Source organism: Lysinibacillus sp. NPDC098008, assembly GCF_044760715.1.
Taxonomy (GTDB): Bacteria; Bacillota; Bacilli; order Bacillales_A; family Planococcaceae; genus Lysinibacillus.
Genome location: NZ_JBIWBA010000002.1, coordinates 103,931 through 118,530, shown reverse-complemented (window position 1 = coordinate 118,530; position 14,600 = coordinate 103,931). Strand labels below are relative to the sequence as shown.

Sequence of the window (14,600 nt, the reverse complement as noted above, 5' to 3'; positions counted from 1 at the left end):
CGGGCCGGCTCTCAAGGCAGACCCGGCCCTAATTCAATGATTGAACTAACACGTCTAAATGGCAAAGTGTTTTCATTAAATGCTTTATACATAGAAACAGTCGAATCATTTCCAGATACGACGATTACTTTAACAACTGGAACAAAAATAATTGTTTTAGAGAGTGAAGATGAGGTGCGAAAAAGGGTAACAGCCTTTTATAAAAATATACAAATACTATCAAACCCGCATCTACGAGGTGAAGAAGATGAAGAATAATAAAATGTTAACGATGGTTATTATTGTGCTTGTAGCAGTTATACTGATCGGGGTTATTTTGTTTGTCTTGTTAACACAATTTAATAAACCAGCTGGCGTTGAAGAGCCTTCTATTGATGAAATTGTAGAAGCGACTATCGAAGTTCCCGAAATTACAACAAATCTTGCAGATAATCGAGTTGTACGTTTGTCATTAAAAATCCAAACGACAAGTAAAGAAGCTGCTGATGAATTAACAAAACGTACTTTCCAAGTGCAAAACCTTGCGATTCAGGAACTTTCCGAAATGGGGCAAGCAGACTTAGAAGGTAAGCAAGGGAAGCAAATATTCCAAATGGCACTAAAAACAAGATTAAATGAATTGATGCAAGAGGGAGAAGTTCAGGAAGTATATTTTACCTCCTTCATCACTCAATAAAACAGAAACTGCTTGAAATGGAGGTGGGCAAATGGCAGGAGATGTGTTATCTCAATCTGAGATAGATGCGCTGCTTTCCGCAATATCAACTGGGGAAATGTCAGCAGATGATATAAAAAAGGAAGATGAGGAACGCAAAGTTAAAGTATATGACTTTAAACGAGCACTTCGCTTCTCAAAAGATCAAATCCGAAGTTTGACCCGAATACATGAAAATTTTGCACGACTATTGACAACCTTCTTCTCTGCACAGCTAAGAAGCTATGTGCAAATAACAGTTGCATCAGTAGACCAAATACCGTTTGAAGAGTTTGTTCGTTCAATCCCGAATATGACACTGATAAATGTATTTGAAGTGCCGCCGTTAGATGGTAATATATTGATGGAAATTAATCCGAACATTGCCTACTCGATGCTAGATCGTTTAATGGGTGGTAGTGGGGCGAGTCATAGTAATGTCGATAATTTAACTGAAATTGAAACAAAAATTATGACCAACCTTTTTGAACGCTCATTCGACAATTTACGTGAGGCATGGGAAAATGTAGCGGAAATTGATCCAATATTAGTGGAGCTTGAAGTAAACCCACAATTTTTACAAATGATATCGCCAAATGAAACGGTTGTCGTTATTTCATTGAATACGATAATAGGAGAAACAAGTGGGATGATTAATATTTGTATTCCACATGTTGTATTGGAGCCAATCGTTCCAAATCTTTCTGTTCGTTATTGGATGCAAACGAATACGAAAGAAATGTCACCAGAGCAAACCAAAATGCTTGAAAGACGTGTGAAACAAGCGCAGCTACCACTTTCTGTTGAATTAGGAATAACAGATATTACCATCGAAGACTTCCTTACAATGCAAATTGGGGATGTTATACAACTAGATCAAAAAATTGATGACCCATTGGTACTAAAGGTGGGAACATTGCCAAAGTTCACAGTTCAACCGGGTAAGCAAGGTAAAAAATTAGCAATCCAGATTATCGACCCTTTGAAAGGAGGAGACGAAGATGAGTGATGAAATGCTCTCCCAAGAAGAAATTGAAGCGTTGTTAAGGGGCGAAACGTTAGAAGATAAAAATAGCGACACCGAAGCGTCTTCAAATGATGAAACAAATGATATACGAGTAGAGGATTACCTTGATTCATTTGCACAAGATGCGCTAGGTGAGGTAGGGAATATCTCCTTTGGTAGCTCTGCCACAGCTCTTTCGGCGTTATTAGGTCAAAAAGTAGATATTACTACCCCAAGCATTTCCATGATTAATCGCAATAAATTAGAAGAGGAATTTCCTCATCCATATGTAGCGGTACAAGTAGAGTACACAATTGGTTTAACAGGCATGAATCTACTTGTAATTAAGCAATCAGATGCAGCGATTATTGCTGACTTAATGTTAGGTGGTGATGGCTTAAATCCAAAGCCTGATTTAGGCGAAATTCAGTTAAGTGCTGTTCAAGAAGCTATGAATCAAATGATGGGTTCAGCAGCTACATCCATGTCGACAGTGTTCAACAAAAAAGTAGATATTTCTCCGCCAACAATCGATTTAATGAATATCTCGCAAGATGAGGGTCGAGAAAATATCCCAGAAGACGATTTACTAGTAAAAGTATCCTTTAGATTAAGAATTGGTAATTTAATTGATTCAAATCTTATGCAATTATTACCACTTAAATTTAGTCAAAACATTGTTAAATCATTGTTAGGTGAAACAGATGTCAATGAGGCTCCTGTAGCTGCGACAAGTGCGCCTGAGGCACCGGTAACACCGCCGCCTGCACAACAACAGCAAGCACCTGCACCACCGCCTGCTCAGCCAGTGCAACAACAGCAGGCAGCACCAGTACAACAACAACCAGTTTACCAAGAGCCACAGCAGTTTGCGCAACCACAGCGACCTGCCCAGCCTGTGAATGTACAACAAGCACAGTTTGCTAGCTTTGATACAAATGTAATCTCGCAATCTGAAGCTAGAAATTTAAATATGCTACTTGATATTCCATTGCAAGTTACTGTAGAGTTAGGACGTACGAAGCGTTCTGTAAAAGAGATTTTAGAACTATCAAGTGGTTCAATTATTGAACTCGATAAATTAGCAGGGGAACCTGTTGATATTTTAGTCAATAGTCGTTTGATTGCTAAAGGGGAAGTCGTTGTTATTGATGAGAACTTTGGTGTCCGTATTACAGATGTTTTAAGTCAAGCAGAGCGTTTAAATAATTTAAGATAGTTTTAATTGGAGGAGTTAATCATGTCTAAAAGAATTTTGATTGTAGACGACGCTGCATTTATGCGCATGATGATCAAGGATATTTTGTCAAAAAATGGATTCGAGGTTGTGGGAGAAGCAGCTGACGGTTTACAAGCTGTTGAAAAGTACAATGAATTAAAACCAGATTTAGTAACAATGGATATTACAATGCCAGAGATGGATGGGATTGCTGCTCTAAAAGCTATTAAAGGGTCTGATCCAAGTGCTACTGTTATCATGTGTTCAGCAATGGGGCAACAAGCGATGGTAATTGATGCAATTCAAGCTGGTGCAAAAGACTTTATCGTCAAACCTTTCCAAGCAGATCGTGTAATTGAAGCGATTCAAAAAGCTTTAGGATGATTGCATGCAAATGTTAAAATCATTTCGTTTCACGATGATTTTCGCATTTCTTGTATCTTTCCTGTTTTTGTACCCAACAGCAACTTCTGTTTATGCAGCTTCTGATAAAAATAGTGTGACGGAATGCTTGCAAAATCCAGAAGCTTGTGATGAAGATACTACTGATCCAGCTGCTACACAAGAAACAGATGTATCAGCAGCTGGAGATATATCTGTATGGGAATACATAAAGATGGTTTTAGCGCTTATTTTTGTTGTCGCTTTATTTTATGGTTTGATGAAGTTTTTAAATAAACGAAATTTAAACTTCCAACGTAACCAAATGGTGCAAAATTTAGGCGGTTTATCGTTAGGTGCACAAAAGTCAGTTCAGCTTCTACAGGTAGGCAAAACATTGTATTTAGTAGGCGTCGGTGAAGATGTTCAACTATTGCGTGAAATTACTGATCCTGAAGAAGTAGCAACCCTATTAGCGCTATATAACGAAAGGCAAGAGCTTGCAGCAACATCACCGTATATTACAGAAGTATTTGCTAAGTTTACGAAAAAAAATAAAAATAGTTTACAAAATGAGCAAAAGCAAGACTCATTTGGTCAACTATTTGAAAAAAGAATATCTGAAATTAAACAGGAGCGCAGTGAAGAGATCGAGCGATGGAAGCAAAAGGAGAAGGATGATAAATGAATGATTTAATCAATATTTTTTCCAATAGCGATCCAACCAACGTTTCTACATCTGTTAAGCTCTTACTACTATTAACGGTGCTGTCACTTGCACCTAGTATATTAATTTTAATGACCTCCTTTGCACGCATTGTCATTGTACTATCTTTTGTACGTACAGCATTGGCAACGCAACAAATGCCACCTAATCAGGTGATTATTGGTTTAGCATTATTTTTAACATTCTTTATTATGGCTCCAACCTTTCAGGAGGTTAATAATGAAGCACTACAGCCACTATTTGCAGAAGAGATTGGGCTAGAGGAAGCGTATGATCGTGCAAGTGTGCCATTTAAAGAATTTATGAGTGAGCATACAAGGCAAAAAGACCTTGATTTATTTTTATCGTATAATCAAGCAGAAAAGCCAGCATCTGTGGAAGAAATTCCCCTGACAATGCTTGTGCCTGCGTTTGCTTTAAGTGAAATAAAAACCGCATTTCAAATTGGTTTTATGATTTTTATACCATTTCTAGTGATCGATATGATTGTTGCGAGTACATTAATGTCGATGGGGATGATGATGCTACCGCCAGTTATGATTTCATTACCATTTAAGATTCTCTTATTTGTACTTGTGGACGGATGGTATCTTGTAATGAAATCATTACTACAAAGTTTTTAGGGGATGATACAGTATGACAGGTGAATTGGTTATTTCCGTTGCAGAGCGTGCTATTATGATTGTCCTTCTAACAAGCGGTCCGCTACTATTAGTTGCTTTAATTACGGGTTTAGCGGTAAGTATCTTTCAAGCAACAACGTCGATTCAAGAGCAAACATTAGCATTTGTACCAAAAATTGTTGCCGTTTTAGTGGCTATCGTATTTTTTGGTCCATGGATGTTATCTCAAGTTACAAGCTATGCGAGAGACATTTTTGAGAACCTGACGCGTTATATAGGGTGAGTTTATGGATGAATTAATTCCGCATTTAACGGTTTTTTTATTAGTGCTTGTGCGTGTCTCCGCATTTTTTGTGACGGTTCCTTTTTTTTCGTATAGGACGATTCCAGCACAAGTTAAAATTACACTCGCGCTCGTTTTAGCTTGGATGATGTATTATACGTTAGATGTTGAGCCATTTGTCTTTAATGACGAGTACATATTACTAGTGATGAAAGAAGCGCTTGTGGGACTATTGCTTGGTCTTGTTGGCTATATCATTATGTCTGCAATTCAGATTGCGGGAAGCTTTATCGACTTTCAAATGGGTTTCGCTATTGCGAATATTATTGACCCACAAACAGGTGCTCAAAGTCCATTAATTGGTCAATTTTTTAACATACTAGCATTTCTTGTATTGTTAGCCATCGATGGTCATCATATGATTCTCAATGGTATTTATTATAGTTATCAATTTTTACCGATGGATCAATTTCCGAATTTTTCAAGTGAAGGCTATATGCAGTTTATTGTCACAACATTTACGGCTGTTTTTGCTATCGCCTTCCAAATGGCTGCACCTGTTGTTGCAACATTGTTTTTAGTCGATTTAGCTTTAGGGATTACGGCAAAGACAGTACCACAATTAAACATTTTTGTTGTCGGTTTTCCTATTAAAATTGGTGTTAGTTTTTTAGTGATGTTTACAATGATAGCTGTTATGGTTCAAGTTATTCAAAAGCTCATTACCATCATGATTTATGGTATACGTGATTTAATGGCTGTTTTAGGTGGTGGATAGTATGAAGCTACTACTAAATTTAGATATTCAGTTTTTTGCAGGTGAAAAAACCGAAAAGGCAACCCCTAAGAAACGACAGGATGCTCGAAAAAAAGGGCAGGTTGTTAAAAGTCAGGATATTACAAGTGCCGTTGTAATGCTGATGGTATTTATCTTTTTACTTTTCTTTGCAGGCTCTTTACGTGACGAGCTATTAGCATTTTTTAGGCAAACCTTTATTCATAATATACGCGTTGAATCATTAACAATTGATAGTGTGATGCGCCTATTTTCCGAAACATTAATACAAATGGCTTTTATTATTGTTCCAATTATGGTGATTGCCATTGTTGGAGCACTTGCAGGTAATTTTCTACAATTTGGCTTTCTCTTTACATTAGAGCCAATGAAATTTGATTTAAAAAAAATGGACCCCATTAAAGGGCTGAAAAAAATCTTTTCTGTTAAGGCCATCGTGGAGCTGTTAAAGTCAGTCTTAAAAATTGGCTTTATCGGTGGTGTAACAACGATTATTGTTTGGACAAACTTGCCAGAGGTTTTAGCGCTTTCTTTTAAAAGTCCATGGATGACACTGCTAACAGTAGGGAAGCTTGTTGGTATTATGGGAATAGCGGCTTCGTTAGTGTTACTATGTGTTTCCGTTTTAGACTGGATGTATCAAAAACATGACTATGAAAAAAATCTTAAAATGTCTAAGCAGGATATTAAAGATGAATATAAAAATAGTGAGGGTGACCCACTGATTAAATCGAAAATCAAGCAGCGTCAACGTGAAATGGCAATGCGGCGTATGATGTCAGAGGTGCCAAATGCAGATGTTGTGATTACGAACCCTACTCACTATGCGATTGCTCTTAAATACGATGAGGACAGTATGGATGCTCCCCGTGTCGTTGCAAAGGGTACAGACTTTATCGCTCAAAAAATTAAACTGATTGCTAAAGAGCATGATGTCATTATGGTAGAAAATAGACCATTAGCGCGTGCTATGTATGATCAGGTAGAAATCGGCGATCAAGTACCAGAAGAATTTTTTAAAGCCGTAGCAGAGGTACTCGCTTATGTTTATCGCATGAAGCGAAAAATTTAAAGCTTTTAAGTAGGAGGGACACAAATGAAAGTTCGCGATATCGGGGTTTTAGGTGCGGTTATTTTAATCGTTGCGATGCTCATCATCCCTCTTCCTCCATGGATGTTAAGTTTCTTAATTGTCATGAATATTACATTTGGCATAATTGTACTGTTAACAGCAATGAGTATGAAGGAAGCATTGGATTTTTCCATTTTCCCTTCAGTAATTTTACTATTAACCTTGTTCCGATTAGGCTTAAGTGTTTCGACAACCCGTGCTATTTTGGCAAATGGCGATGCAGGAGCGGTTGTTGAAACCTTTGGTGACTTTGTAGTTGGAGGAAATGTTCTTGTTGGTCTAGTTGTCTTTTTAATTCTTGTACTCATTCAGTTTATTGTTATTACAAAAGGTTCGGAGCGTGTGGCTGAAGTAGCAGCTCGTTTCACGCTCGATGCGATGCCTGGTAAACAAATGAGTATTGATGCTGACTTAAATGCAGGAATTATTTCCGAAAAAGAAGCACGTGAACGACGTGAAAAAGTAGCAGGAGAAGCAGATTTTTATGGAGCAATGGATGGTGCCACAAAATTTGTAAAAGGAGATGCCATTGCTTCAATGGTAATGGTTATTATTAACTTACTCTTTGGTATTGTCATTGGTGTCGTGCAAATGGGGCTCCCATTTGCTGAGGCAGCAACGCACTTTTCAAAGCTAACAGTAGGAGATGGTATCGTTTCTCAAATTCCTGCACTACTAATTTCAACTGCAACAGGGATTGTTGTAACGCGTGCCTCTTCTAAAGGAAGTCTTGGTGAGGATATTACAGGACAGCTATTTGCTCAAGCGAAGCTGCTATATGTAGCTGGTGGTACAATTATCTTACTAGGATTATTTACGCCAATTCCAGATTGGATAACATTACCGATAGGAATAGCTCTTATTGCAGGAGCATATATGATGGGACGTAAGAAGCCTGAGGATGAAGAGGAATTACTGGAAATTGAGGAAGAAGTGGCAACAGACGGTATGAAAAGCCCTGAAAATGTTGTGAATTTATTAAATGTGGACCCGATTGAATTTGAATTTGGCTACGGATTAATTCCTTTAGTGGATGCTGCCCAAGGCGGAGATTTATTAGATCGTGTAATTATGATTCGTCGTCAGCTAGCATTGGAATTAGGAATAGTGATTCCAGTTGTTCGTATTCGTGACAATATTCAGCTTCAGCCAAATGAATATCGCATCAAAATTAAAGGCAATGAAATGGCACGAGGCGAGCTATTGCTGGATCATTATTTAGCAATGAGCCCTGGGGACGATGATTCGATTGAAGGCATTGATACAGTTGAACCTTCATTTGGATTACCTGCTAAATGGATTACAGAGCAGGTAAAGGAAGAGGCAGAGATGTTTGGCTACACAGTTGTAGACCCGCCAAGTGTAGTTTCAACACACTTAACAGAAGTCATTCGTGCAAATGCTCACGAATTGCTAGGTCGTCAAGAAACAAAGCAATTGATCGATCATTTACGCGAAACACATCCAATTTTAGTCGAAGAATTAACACCTACACCTTTATCTACGGGTGAAATTCAAAAGGTACTTGGCAAGCTGCTACGAGAAAATGTTTCAGTACGTAACCTACCAATTATTTTTGAAACATTGGCTGATTACGCTAAGCTAACAAGTGACACAGATATTTTAACGGAATATGTACGACAATCATTGGCTCGTCAAATTACTGCCCAGTATGTTGGAGATAGCCCAGCATTAAAGGTTATTACAGTGTCAGGGAAAGTAGAAAAAATGATTGCGGATAGTATTCAACAAACGGATCATGGCAATTATTTAGCAATGGACCCACAAGATTCTCAAACAATATTAGAAACGATTGCTGCAGAAGTAGAACGTGTTTCCTTTATGGAACAATCGGCTATTATTTTATGCTCGCCAGCGGTGCGAATGTACTTACGACAATTAACAGAACGTTATTTCCCGCAAATTCCAGTTCTTTCTTATAATGAATTGGATGCTTCGGTTGAAATTCAAAGTGTTGGGGTGGTGAATGTTCAATGAAAATGAAAAAATATTATGCATCTTCCATACCAGAAGCGATGAAGCAAGTGCGGGCAGAGTTAGGTGAGGACGCTGTTATATTAAACTCAAAAGTAATCATTACTAAAAAATTTTTTGGTATGATTAAAAAGAAAAGTTTTGAAGTAGTTGCAGGTGTTGATACAATTGAACCAACACTTGTAGCTCCAGCACCTCCAGCAACAAAAGACAATGCAAGGCTACAAGAGCTTACAAACGCTATTCAAGCAAAAATTCATCAGGATCAACCACAGCCTGATGCTGTAAACGAGGACACTGGTATTTCAGAAGAATTGAGGAAGGAAATTGCAGATTTAAAATCTTTAATGCAATCTATGCATAAAAAGACTACCCAAGCTCAATATCCCGATGAACTCTTACCCTTCATTGAATACTTAAGACAGCAAGAGCTAAGTGAAGAGCTCATCACAACGATTGGTGATGAGCTTTTTATGTATTTTAAAGAAGCGTCAGAAATAAACTTTTCACAATGCAAATTAATAACAAAAAATTTATTGCGTAAAAAGCTAGAAGGACTTCCAATGGGAGGATTGTCTTACGAACGAAAATATATTAATGTTTTAGGCCCAACGGGTGTTGGTAAAACGACAACAATTGCCAAAATGGCAGCGAGAGCAGTATTAGAAAAAAAGAAGAAAATTGGTTTTATTACGACTGATACTTACCGAATTGCTGCAATAGAGCAGCTAAAAACATATGCTGGGTTATTACAGGCTCCTGTTGAAATTGCCTATAATGCAACAGATTTTGAACAGGCTATTCAAAAATTATCCCATTTAGACTTAGTATTTATCGATACAGCTGGCCGAAATTATAAAGAAGTAAAATATGTAGATGATCTCCAACGTCTTATTAAATTTGATGATCAAGCAGAATCCTATCTAGTCCTTGCTATGACGACAAAAGAAAAAGATATGGTGAACATTGTAGACCAATTTAAGCAGTTACCAATTGAAAAATTCATTTTCACTAAAATTGATGAAACAAATTCTATTGGCACAATGGTCAATTTAATGATTAAATATAATAAAGGACTTGCTTACTATACAAATGGTCAAGAAGTACCAGAGGATATTGAGGAAGCTGATTTAGAAGCAGTGCTTAATTTGTTTTTTCAAGGTGAAGAAAAATGAGAGATCAAGCTGAAACACTGCGCTTGAAAATGATGAGGCAGCAAGGAGAGCTAGGCAGAGCAATTGCAGTTGTAAGCGGCAAAGGTGGAGTTGGTAAAAGTAACTTCACGATGAATTTTGCCATAACATTGGTCCATAAAGGAAAAAAAGTTGCCATTGTTGATATGGATATTGGTATGGGAAATATCAATATTTTAATTGGAAAAAATGCTTCTTATAGTTTAAAAGATTATTTGGAAGGAAATAAGTTACTAGATGAGGTAATATTTGAGGGACCCCATGGTTTACAATATATTGCAGGTGGGTCTGGTATGACAGGGGTTCTTGATTGGTCAGAGAGCATGTTTGAACGACTTATTCAGGCATTTGAACAACTTCAAAAGGATTTTGATTATATTCTATTTGATATGGGAGCAGGTGCGACAAATTGGTCGTTAGATTTACTAACCTCCATTGATGAAATTATTGTTATTTCAACTGCGGAGCCGACTTCTATAACAGATGCATACTCAATGATGAAGTATATTCATGTGCGCGATCCAGAGAAGCAGTTTTATATTCTTTGTAACCGTGCTTTTAGCAAAGAAGAAGGCATTGAAACAAATGAACGTTTACAGCTTACAATGAAGCGTTTTTTGGATAAAGATGTGACAATTCTAGGCTCATTACCCGAAGACCCTGTTGTGCGTAAGGCTGTGCGTGAGCAAGTACCATTTTCACTTGCTTATCCAGACGCACTTATTTCAAAGACATTACAGCTAATAGTCGTTCGTTTTATGGAGCATCGTGCAGAAGAAATACATGCACATGACCAGACAGCAAAGAGATTTTTAACAAAACTAAGAAGTATTTTTTCGAAAGGGCGTGATTAATTGGACTTTTTACATAAAAGCAAGCTATTAGTTGTGGATGATTCTGCTTTTATGAGAAAGCTAATTAGTGACTTTTTTGTTGGCAACTCGAAGGTGGAGGTAGTCGGTACAGCACGAAATGGCAAAGATGCAATAAAAAAGATTCAAACATTGAAACCAACAGTTGTAACAATGGATATTGAGATGCCTGAAATGAATGGGCTAGATGCTTTGAAGGAAATTATGGCACAATGCCCAGTTCCTGTTGTCATGCTTTCTAGCACCACACAGCGCGGGACAGAAAATGCCATAGCAGCAATTGAAAATGGAGCTATAGATTTTGTCGCCAAGCCAAGCGGAACGATCTCTCTTGATTTACATAAAGTCCAAAGTGAGCTTGTGCATAAAGTAGAACAAGCAGCATTGGTGCCAGTTTCCAAATTGAAAACCCCTTCTGGTAGTAAACGTCAACAAGAACCAGTACCAAAGGTGAACACTGTAATAAAGGAACCACAGCAGCAACGAATGTCGACTCCTGCAACTCCCATCCCAGCTAAATTAGAAGCGGTAAGATCACAGGCAGGGTGGAGCAGAACAGGAAGGAAAATTGTGCTAATTGGCACATCAACAGGAGGACCTCGCGCACTTCAGGAGGTTATTACTAAAATTCCAAAGTCCATTCAAGCGCCTATTTTAATTGTTCAACATATGCCAGCAGGATTTACCAAATCACTCGCCACACGTCTTGACCAGCTCAGTGAAATTAATGTAAAGGAAGCTGAGCAGGGTGATATTTTACAAAATGGCGTGGCTTATATTGCGCCTGGTGGCTATCATTTAAAGCTGAGAAAAGTAGGAACGACATTTGGCATTGTCCTTGATAATCAGGAGGCCCCTAGAGCTGGCCATCGACCTTCTGTAGATGTTATGTTCGAAGATGTTAGCCAATATAATGATTTTGATAAAGTAGCCGTAATTATGACAGGCATGGGGCATGATGGCTCTAATGGCTTAAAAGTGCTGAAAAATACTGGAAATGTCATTGCCATTGCAGAATCAGCAGAAACTTGCATTGTCTATGGGATGCCAAAAGCAGCCGTAGAAACACAGCTTGTGGATGAGGTTGCAGATGTGGATGATATTGCACAAACAATAATGAAATATTTGCCTTAAAAGGGGTGTCCTCTTATGGAAGTCAATCAATATTTAGAGATGTTTATTGAAGAAAGTAAAGAGCATTTACAAGCATGTAGCGAGCATTTATTAGAATTAGAAAAAAGCCCAGATGATTTGGCGATTGTAGGGGAAATTTTCCGTTCTGCGCATACATTAAAAGGTATGTCTGCTACAATGGGCTTTGAAGATTTAGCCGATTTAACACATAAAATGGAAAACGTGTTAGATGCGATTCGTAATGAAAAAATTCATGTTACACCTGAAATTTTAGATGTTGTCTTTGAATCTGTTGATCATTTAGAAGAAATGGTAATGGATATTGCAAGCGGTGGAGATGGCAAGCGAGATGTATCGTCAACGGTTGCACAGCTGAAGCGTATCGAATTAGGAGAGGAAGCGGTGGTAGTACCTGAGGTGGCGCCAGCAGCTGTAGAAAGCACTTTACACTACGATGGCTTTGAGCAAACGGTTATTACGCAATCCTCCGAGCAAGGCTTCCATGCGTTTGAGATTTCAGTGAAATTACGTGAAGATTGTCTACTAAAGGCTGCACGCGTCTTTATGGTATTTGAGATTTTAGAAAAAGATGGGGATGTTATTAAAGCAAGTCCATCTGTTGAAAAGCTTGAGGATGAACAATTTGATCAACAGTTTTATGTAGCATTTGTCACAAAAGAGTCAGCCGAAGATATGCAGAAAAAGCTTATGAAAGTTTCTGAGGTTGAGGAAGTAATTGTAACACCGATCAATCAAAAAGCATTTAGTGAAAAAGAATTTGAAGCACAGCAAGAAGTAGTTGCGACAGCAACAGTAGAAGAAGCGGCTGTACCAGCAAAAGCTGAGCCTGTAGCAAAGCCTGAAAAAGCAGCAGCTCCTGCAAAGGCTGATAAAAATCACCATGCGCCTGTTGGGAATAAAACGATTCGTGTGAATATTGAACGTCTAGATATTTTAATGAATTTATTTGAAGAGCTGGTGATTGACCGTGGTCGATTACAGTCGATTTCATCAGAAGTGAACCATGGTGAGCTAAATGAAACAGTAGAGCGTATGAGCCGTGTAATGGGTGATTTACAAACAATCATTTTAACAATGCGCATGGTGCCAGTTGAAACGGTATTCAACCGCTTCCCAAAAATGATTCGTCAGCTATCGCGTGATTTAAATAAAAAAATAAACCTTGAAATTATTGGTGCTGAAACAGAGCTTGACCGTACCGTTATTGATGAAATTGGCGATCCACTTGTCCATTTAATCCGCAACTCTGTGGATCATGGTATTGAAAACCCAACGACTCGTCGTGCAAAAGGTAAGCCAGAAGAAGGAACGGTTGTACTGCGTGCCTACCATAGTGGCAACTATGTCTTTATTGAAATTGAAGATGACGGTGCAGGTATTAATCGTGATAAAGTATTAGCAAAGGCTATTGCTAAAGGTGTTGTTACACAAGAACAATCCTACTCCATGTCTGATAAGCAAATTAATGAGCTAATTTTAGCTTCAGGCTTCTCGACAGCAGATGTTATTTCTGATGTATCGGGTCGAGGTGTAGGGCTGGATGTTGTAAAAACAACAATTGAATCACTTGGTGGGAATATTTCCATTGAATCTACACAAGATGTAGGCTCAAAATTCTCTATTCAACTACCACTAACATTATCGATTATTTCAGTTATGCTTGTGGAAATTGAAAAAGAGATTTATGCAATTCCACTATCGTCTATTATCGAAACATCTATTATCCGTTCATCAGAGATTATGAATGCACATAATCAAAAAGTAATCGACTTCCGTGGCAAAGTTGTTCCATTGGTATTCTTAGAGGAAATCTTTGAAGTGCCTCGTAAAGAGCAACAGGATGAGGAATTCCATTCAGTTGTTATTGTTCGTAAAGGTGAAAAGCTTGCAGGTTTAGTGGTAGATTCCTTTATCGGTCAACAGGAGATTGTCTTGAAGTCACTAGGAAATTACTTAACAAATATCTTTGCTATTTCAGGTGCAACAATTTTAGGTAACGGGAAAGTAGCCTTAATTGTCGATTGCAATGCATTAATTAAATAAGGTGAATGAATAGAGAGGTGTAAAGTATGACAAATGCAGTGGAACAAGAAAGTATTAAAGTCATTGTTTTTCAATTAGCAGATAAAGAATATGCCATTCCTGTATCACATGTACAAGGAATCGAAAAATTAATGCATATTACGCGTGTGCCAAAAACAGCGAAATATGTAAAAGGTGTTATTAATCTACGTGGGGTTGTAACGCCGATTGTTGATTTACGTGAACGCTTTGAATTACCCGTTTCTGAGCATGAGGAAACAACGCGCATTATTATTATTTCATTAGAAGATATGGAAGTAGGCTTTGTTGTAGACTCTGCAAATGATGTTATTGATATTCCTGCAAGTGCTATTGAACCACAGCCTGAGGTTGTAGGTTCGTTGGAGGAAGAATTTATTTCAGGCGTTGCGAAAGTAGAAAAGCGATTATTAATTTTATTGCATTTAGAGAAAGTATTAAATCCACTAAAGTAGGGATCGAT

Annotated in this window: 16 protein-coding genes; all 16 read left to right on the top strand. The window is 37.9% G+C overall.

The window, feature by feature from the left end; genetic code table 11:
- Positions 1-36 precede the first annotated feature (36 nt).
- From ACIQVU_RS02975 to ACIQVU_RS02900, 16 genes are read left to right on the top strand one after another with little or no spacing between them, the layout of a single operon-like run.
- Complete coding sequence (locus tag ACIQVU_RS02975; RefSeq protein WP_340804741.1) at positions 37-258, top strand: flagellar FlbD family protein; 222 nt, start codon at positions 37-39, stop codon at positions 256-258.
- Positions 248-676 carry a flagellar basal body-associated protein FliL gene (gene fliL / locus ACIQVU_RS02970; protein WP_340804742.1) on the top strand — a complete coding sequence of 143 codons (429 nt, stop codon included), beginning with the start codon at positions 248-250 and terminating at the stop codon, positions 674-676. Before ACIQVU_RS02975 ends, fliL begins: the two co-directional genes overlap by 11 nt.
- A gap of 31 nt (positions 677-707) precedes the next feature.
- Positions 708-1,703: a flagellar motor switch protein FliM gene (fliM, locus tag ACIQVU_RS02965; RefSeq protein ID WP_340804743.1), complete on the top strand. Its 996-nt coding sequence runs from the start codon at positions 708-710 to the stop codon at positions 1,701-1,703.
- Positions 1,696-2,919 carry a flagellar motor switch phosphatase FliY gene (gene fliY / locus ACIQVU_RS02960; RefSeq protein ID WP_402893790.1) on the top strand — a complete coding sequence of 408 codons (1,224 nt, stop codon included), beginning with the start codon at positions 1,696-1,698 and terminating at the stop codon, positions 2,917-2,919. The genes fliM and fliY overlap by 8 nt, the downstream gene beginning before the upstream one ends.
- Positions 2,920-2,940: 21 nt before the next feature.
- The gene (locus ACIQVU_RS02955; protein ID WP_008180756.1) at positions 2,941-3,303 is read left to right on the top strand and encodes a response regulator; all 363 of its coding nucleotides are present in this window, start codon (positions 2,941-2,943) and stop codon (positions 3,301-3,303) included.
- A 10-nt stretch (positions 3,304-3,313) separates the two neighbouring features.
- Positions 3,314-3,988: a flagellar biosynthetic protein FliO gene (locus tag ACIQVU_RS02950; protein ID WP_340804745.1), complete on the top strand. Its 675-nt coding sequence runs from the start codon at positions 3,314-3,316 to the stop codon at positions 3,986-3,988.
- Positions 3,985-4,650, top strand: coding sequence for a flagellar type III secretion system pore protein FliP (fliP, locus tag ACIQVU_RS02945; protein ID WP_340804746.1), 666 nt, complete (start codon positions 3,985-3,987; stop codon positions 4,648-4,650). The genes ACIQVU_RS02950 and fliP overlap by 4 nt, the downstream gene beginning before the upstream one ends.
- Before the next feature lie 13 nt (positions 4,651-4,663).
- The gene (fliQ, locus tag ACIQVU_RS02940; RefSeq protein ID WP_340804747.1) at positions 4,664-4,933 is read left to right on the top strand and encodes a flagellar biosynthesis protein FliQ; all 270 of its coding nucleotides are present in this window, start codon (positions 4,664-4,666) and stop codon (positions 4,931-4,933) included.
- A 4-nt stretch (positions 4,934-4,937) separates the two neighbouring features.
- Positions 4,938-5,711, top strand: coding sequence for a flagellar biosynthetic protein FliR (fliR, locus tag ACIQVU_RS02935; RefSeq protein ID WP_402893786.1), 774 nt, complete (start codon positions 4,938-4,940; stop codon positions 5,709-5,711).
- Between the two features lies 1 nt (position 5,712).
- Complete coding sequence (flhB, locus tag ACIQVU_RS02930) at positions 5,713-6,801, top strand: flagellar biosynthesis protein FlhB (RefSeq protein ID WP_340804749.1); 1,089 nt, start codon at positions 5,713-5,715, stop codon at positions 6,799-6,801.
- A 24-nt stretch (positions 6,802-6,825) separates the two neighbouring features.
- Positions 6,826-8,859, top strand: a complete 2,034-nt coding sequence (flhA, locus tag ACIQVU_RS02925; RefSeq protein ID WP_340804750.1) for a flagellar biosynthesis protein FlhA — start codon at positions 6,826-6,828, stop codon at positions 8,857-8,859.
- Complete coding sequence (gene flhF / locus ACIQVU_RS02920) at positions 8,856-10,031, top strand: flagellar biosynthesis GTPase FlhF (protein ID WP_402893782.1); 1,176 nt, start codon at positions 8,856-8,858, stop codon at positions 10,029-10,031. The genes flhA and flhF overlap by 4 nt, the downstream gene beginning before the upstream one ends.
- Positions 10,028-10,903 carry a MinD/ParA family protein gene (locus ACIQVU_RS02915; RefSeq protein WP_340804752.1) on the top strand — a complete coding sequence of 292 codons (876 nt, stop codon included), beginning with the start codon at positions 10,028-10,030 and terminating at the stop codon, positions 10,901-10,903. Before flhF ends, ACIQVU_RS02915 begins: the two co-directional genes overlap by 4 nt.
- Positions 10,904-12,055 carry a protein-glutamate methylesterase/protein-glutamine glutaminase gene (locus tag ACIQVU_RS02910; protein ID WP_402893779.1) on the top strand — a complete coding sequence of 384 codons (1,152 nt, stop codon included), beginning with the start codon at positions 10,904-10,906 and terminating at the stop codon, positions 12,053-12,055.
- A gap of 15 nt (positions 12,056-12,070) precedes the next feature.
- Entirely contained in the window at positions 12,071-14,119 is a 2,049-nt protein-coding gene (locus ACIQVU_RS02905; protein ID WP_340804754.1) for a chemotaxis protein CheW, read from the top strand.
- 26 nt (positions 14,120-14,145) lie between these two features.
- Positions 14,146-14,592 carry a chemotaxis protein CheW gene (locus ACIQVU_RS02900; RefSeq protein ID WP_340804755.1) on the top strand — a complete coding sequence of 149 codons (447 nt, stop codon included), beginning with the start codon at positions 14,146-14,148 and terminating at the stop codon, positions 14,590-14,592.
- Positions 14,593-14,600: the final 8 nt, after the last annotated feature.

What these genes read in the sequence shown, in the direction of transcription:
- flhF (WP_402893782.1), top strand. Translation starts at nt 8,856, where the DNA reads ATGAAAATGAAAAAATATTATGCATCTTCCATACCAGAAGCGATGAAG.
- ACIQVU_RS02915 (WP_340804752.1), top strand. Translation starts at nt 10,028, where the DNA reads ATGAGAGATCAAGCTGAAACACTGCGCTTGAAAATGATGAGGCAGCAA.
- flhA (WP_340804750.1), top strand. Translation starts at nt 6,826, where the DNA reads ATGAAAGTTCGCGATATCGGGGTTTTAGGTGCGGTTATTTTAATCGTT.
- fliL (WP_340804742.1), top strand. Translation starts at nt 248, where the DNA reads ATGAAGAATAATAAAATGTTAACGATGGTTATTATTGTGCTTGTAGCA.
- flhB (WP_340804749.1), top strand. Translation starts at nt 5,713, where the DNA reads ATGAAGCTACTACTAAATTTAGATATTCAGTTTTTTGCAGGTGAAAAA.
- fliR (WP_402893786.1), top strand. Translation starts at nt 4,938, where the DNA reads ATGGATGAATTAATTCCGCATTTAACGGTTTTTTTATTAGTGCTTGTG.
- ACIQVU_RS02900 (WP_340804755.1), top strand. Translation starts at nt 14,146, where the DNA reads ATGACAAATGCAGTGGAACAAGAAAGTATTAAAGTCATTGTTTTTCAA.
- fliQ (WP_340804747.1), top strand. Translation starts at nt 4,664, where the DNA reads ATGACAGGTGAATTGGTTATTTCCGTTGCAGAGCGTGCTATTATGATT.
- ACIQVU_RS02975 (WP_340804741.1), top strand. Translation starts at nt 37, where the DNA reads ATGATTGAACTAACACGTCTAAATGGCAAAGTGTTTTCATTAAATGCT.
- ACIQVU_RS02905 (WP_340804754.1), top strand. Translation starts at nt 12,071, where the DNA reads ATGGAAGTCAATCAATATTTAGAGATGTTTATTGAAGAAAGTAAAGAG.
- ACIQVU_RS02955 (WP_008180756.1), top strand. Translation starts at nt 2,941, where the DNA reads ATGTCTAAAAGAATTTTGATTGTAGACGACGCTGCATTTATGCGCATG.
- fliM (WP_340804743.1), top strand. Translation starts at nt 708, where the DNA reads ATGGCAGGAGATGTGTTATCTCAATCTGAGATAGATGCGCTGCTTTCC.
- ACIQVU_RS02950 (WP_340804745.1), top strand. Translation starts at nt 3,314, where the DNA reads ATGTTAAAATCATTTCGTTTCACGATGATTTTCGCATTTCTTGTATCT.
- fliY (WP_402893790.1), top strand. Translation starts at nt 1,696, where the DNA reads ATGAGTGATGAAATGCTCTCCCAAGAAGAAATTGAAGCGTTGTTAAGG.
- fliP (WP_340804746.1), top strand. Translation starts at nt 3,985, where the DNA reads ATGAATGATTTAATCAATATTTTTTCCAATAGCGATCCAACCAACGTT.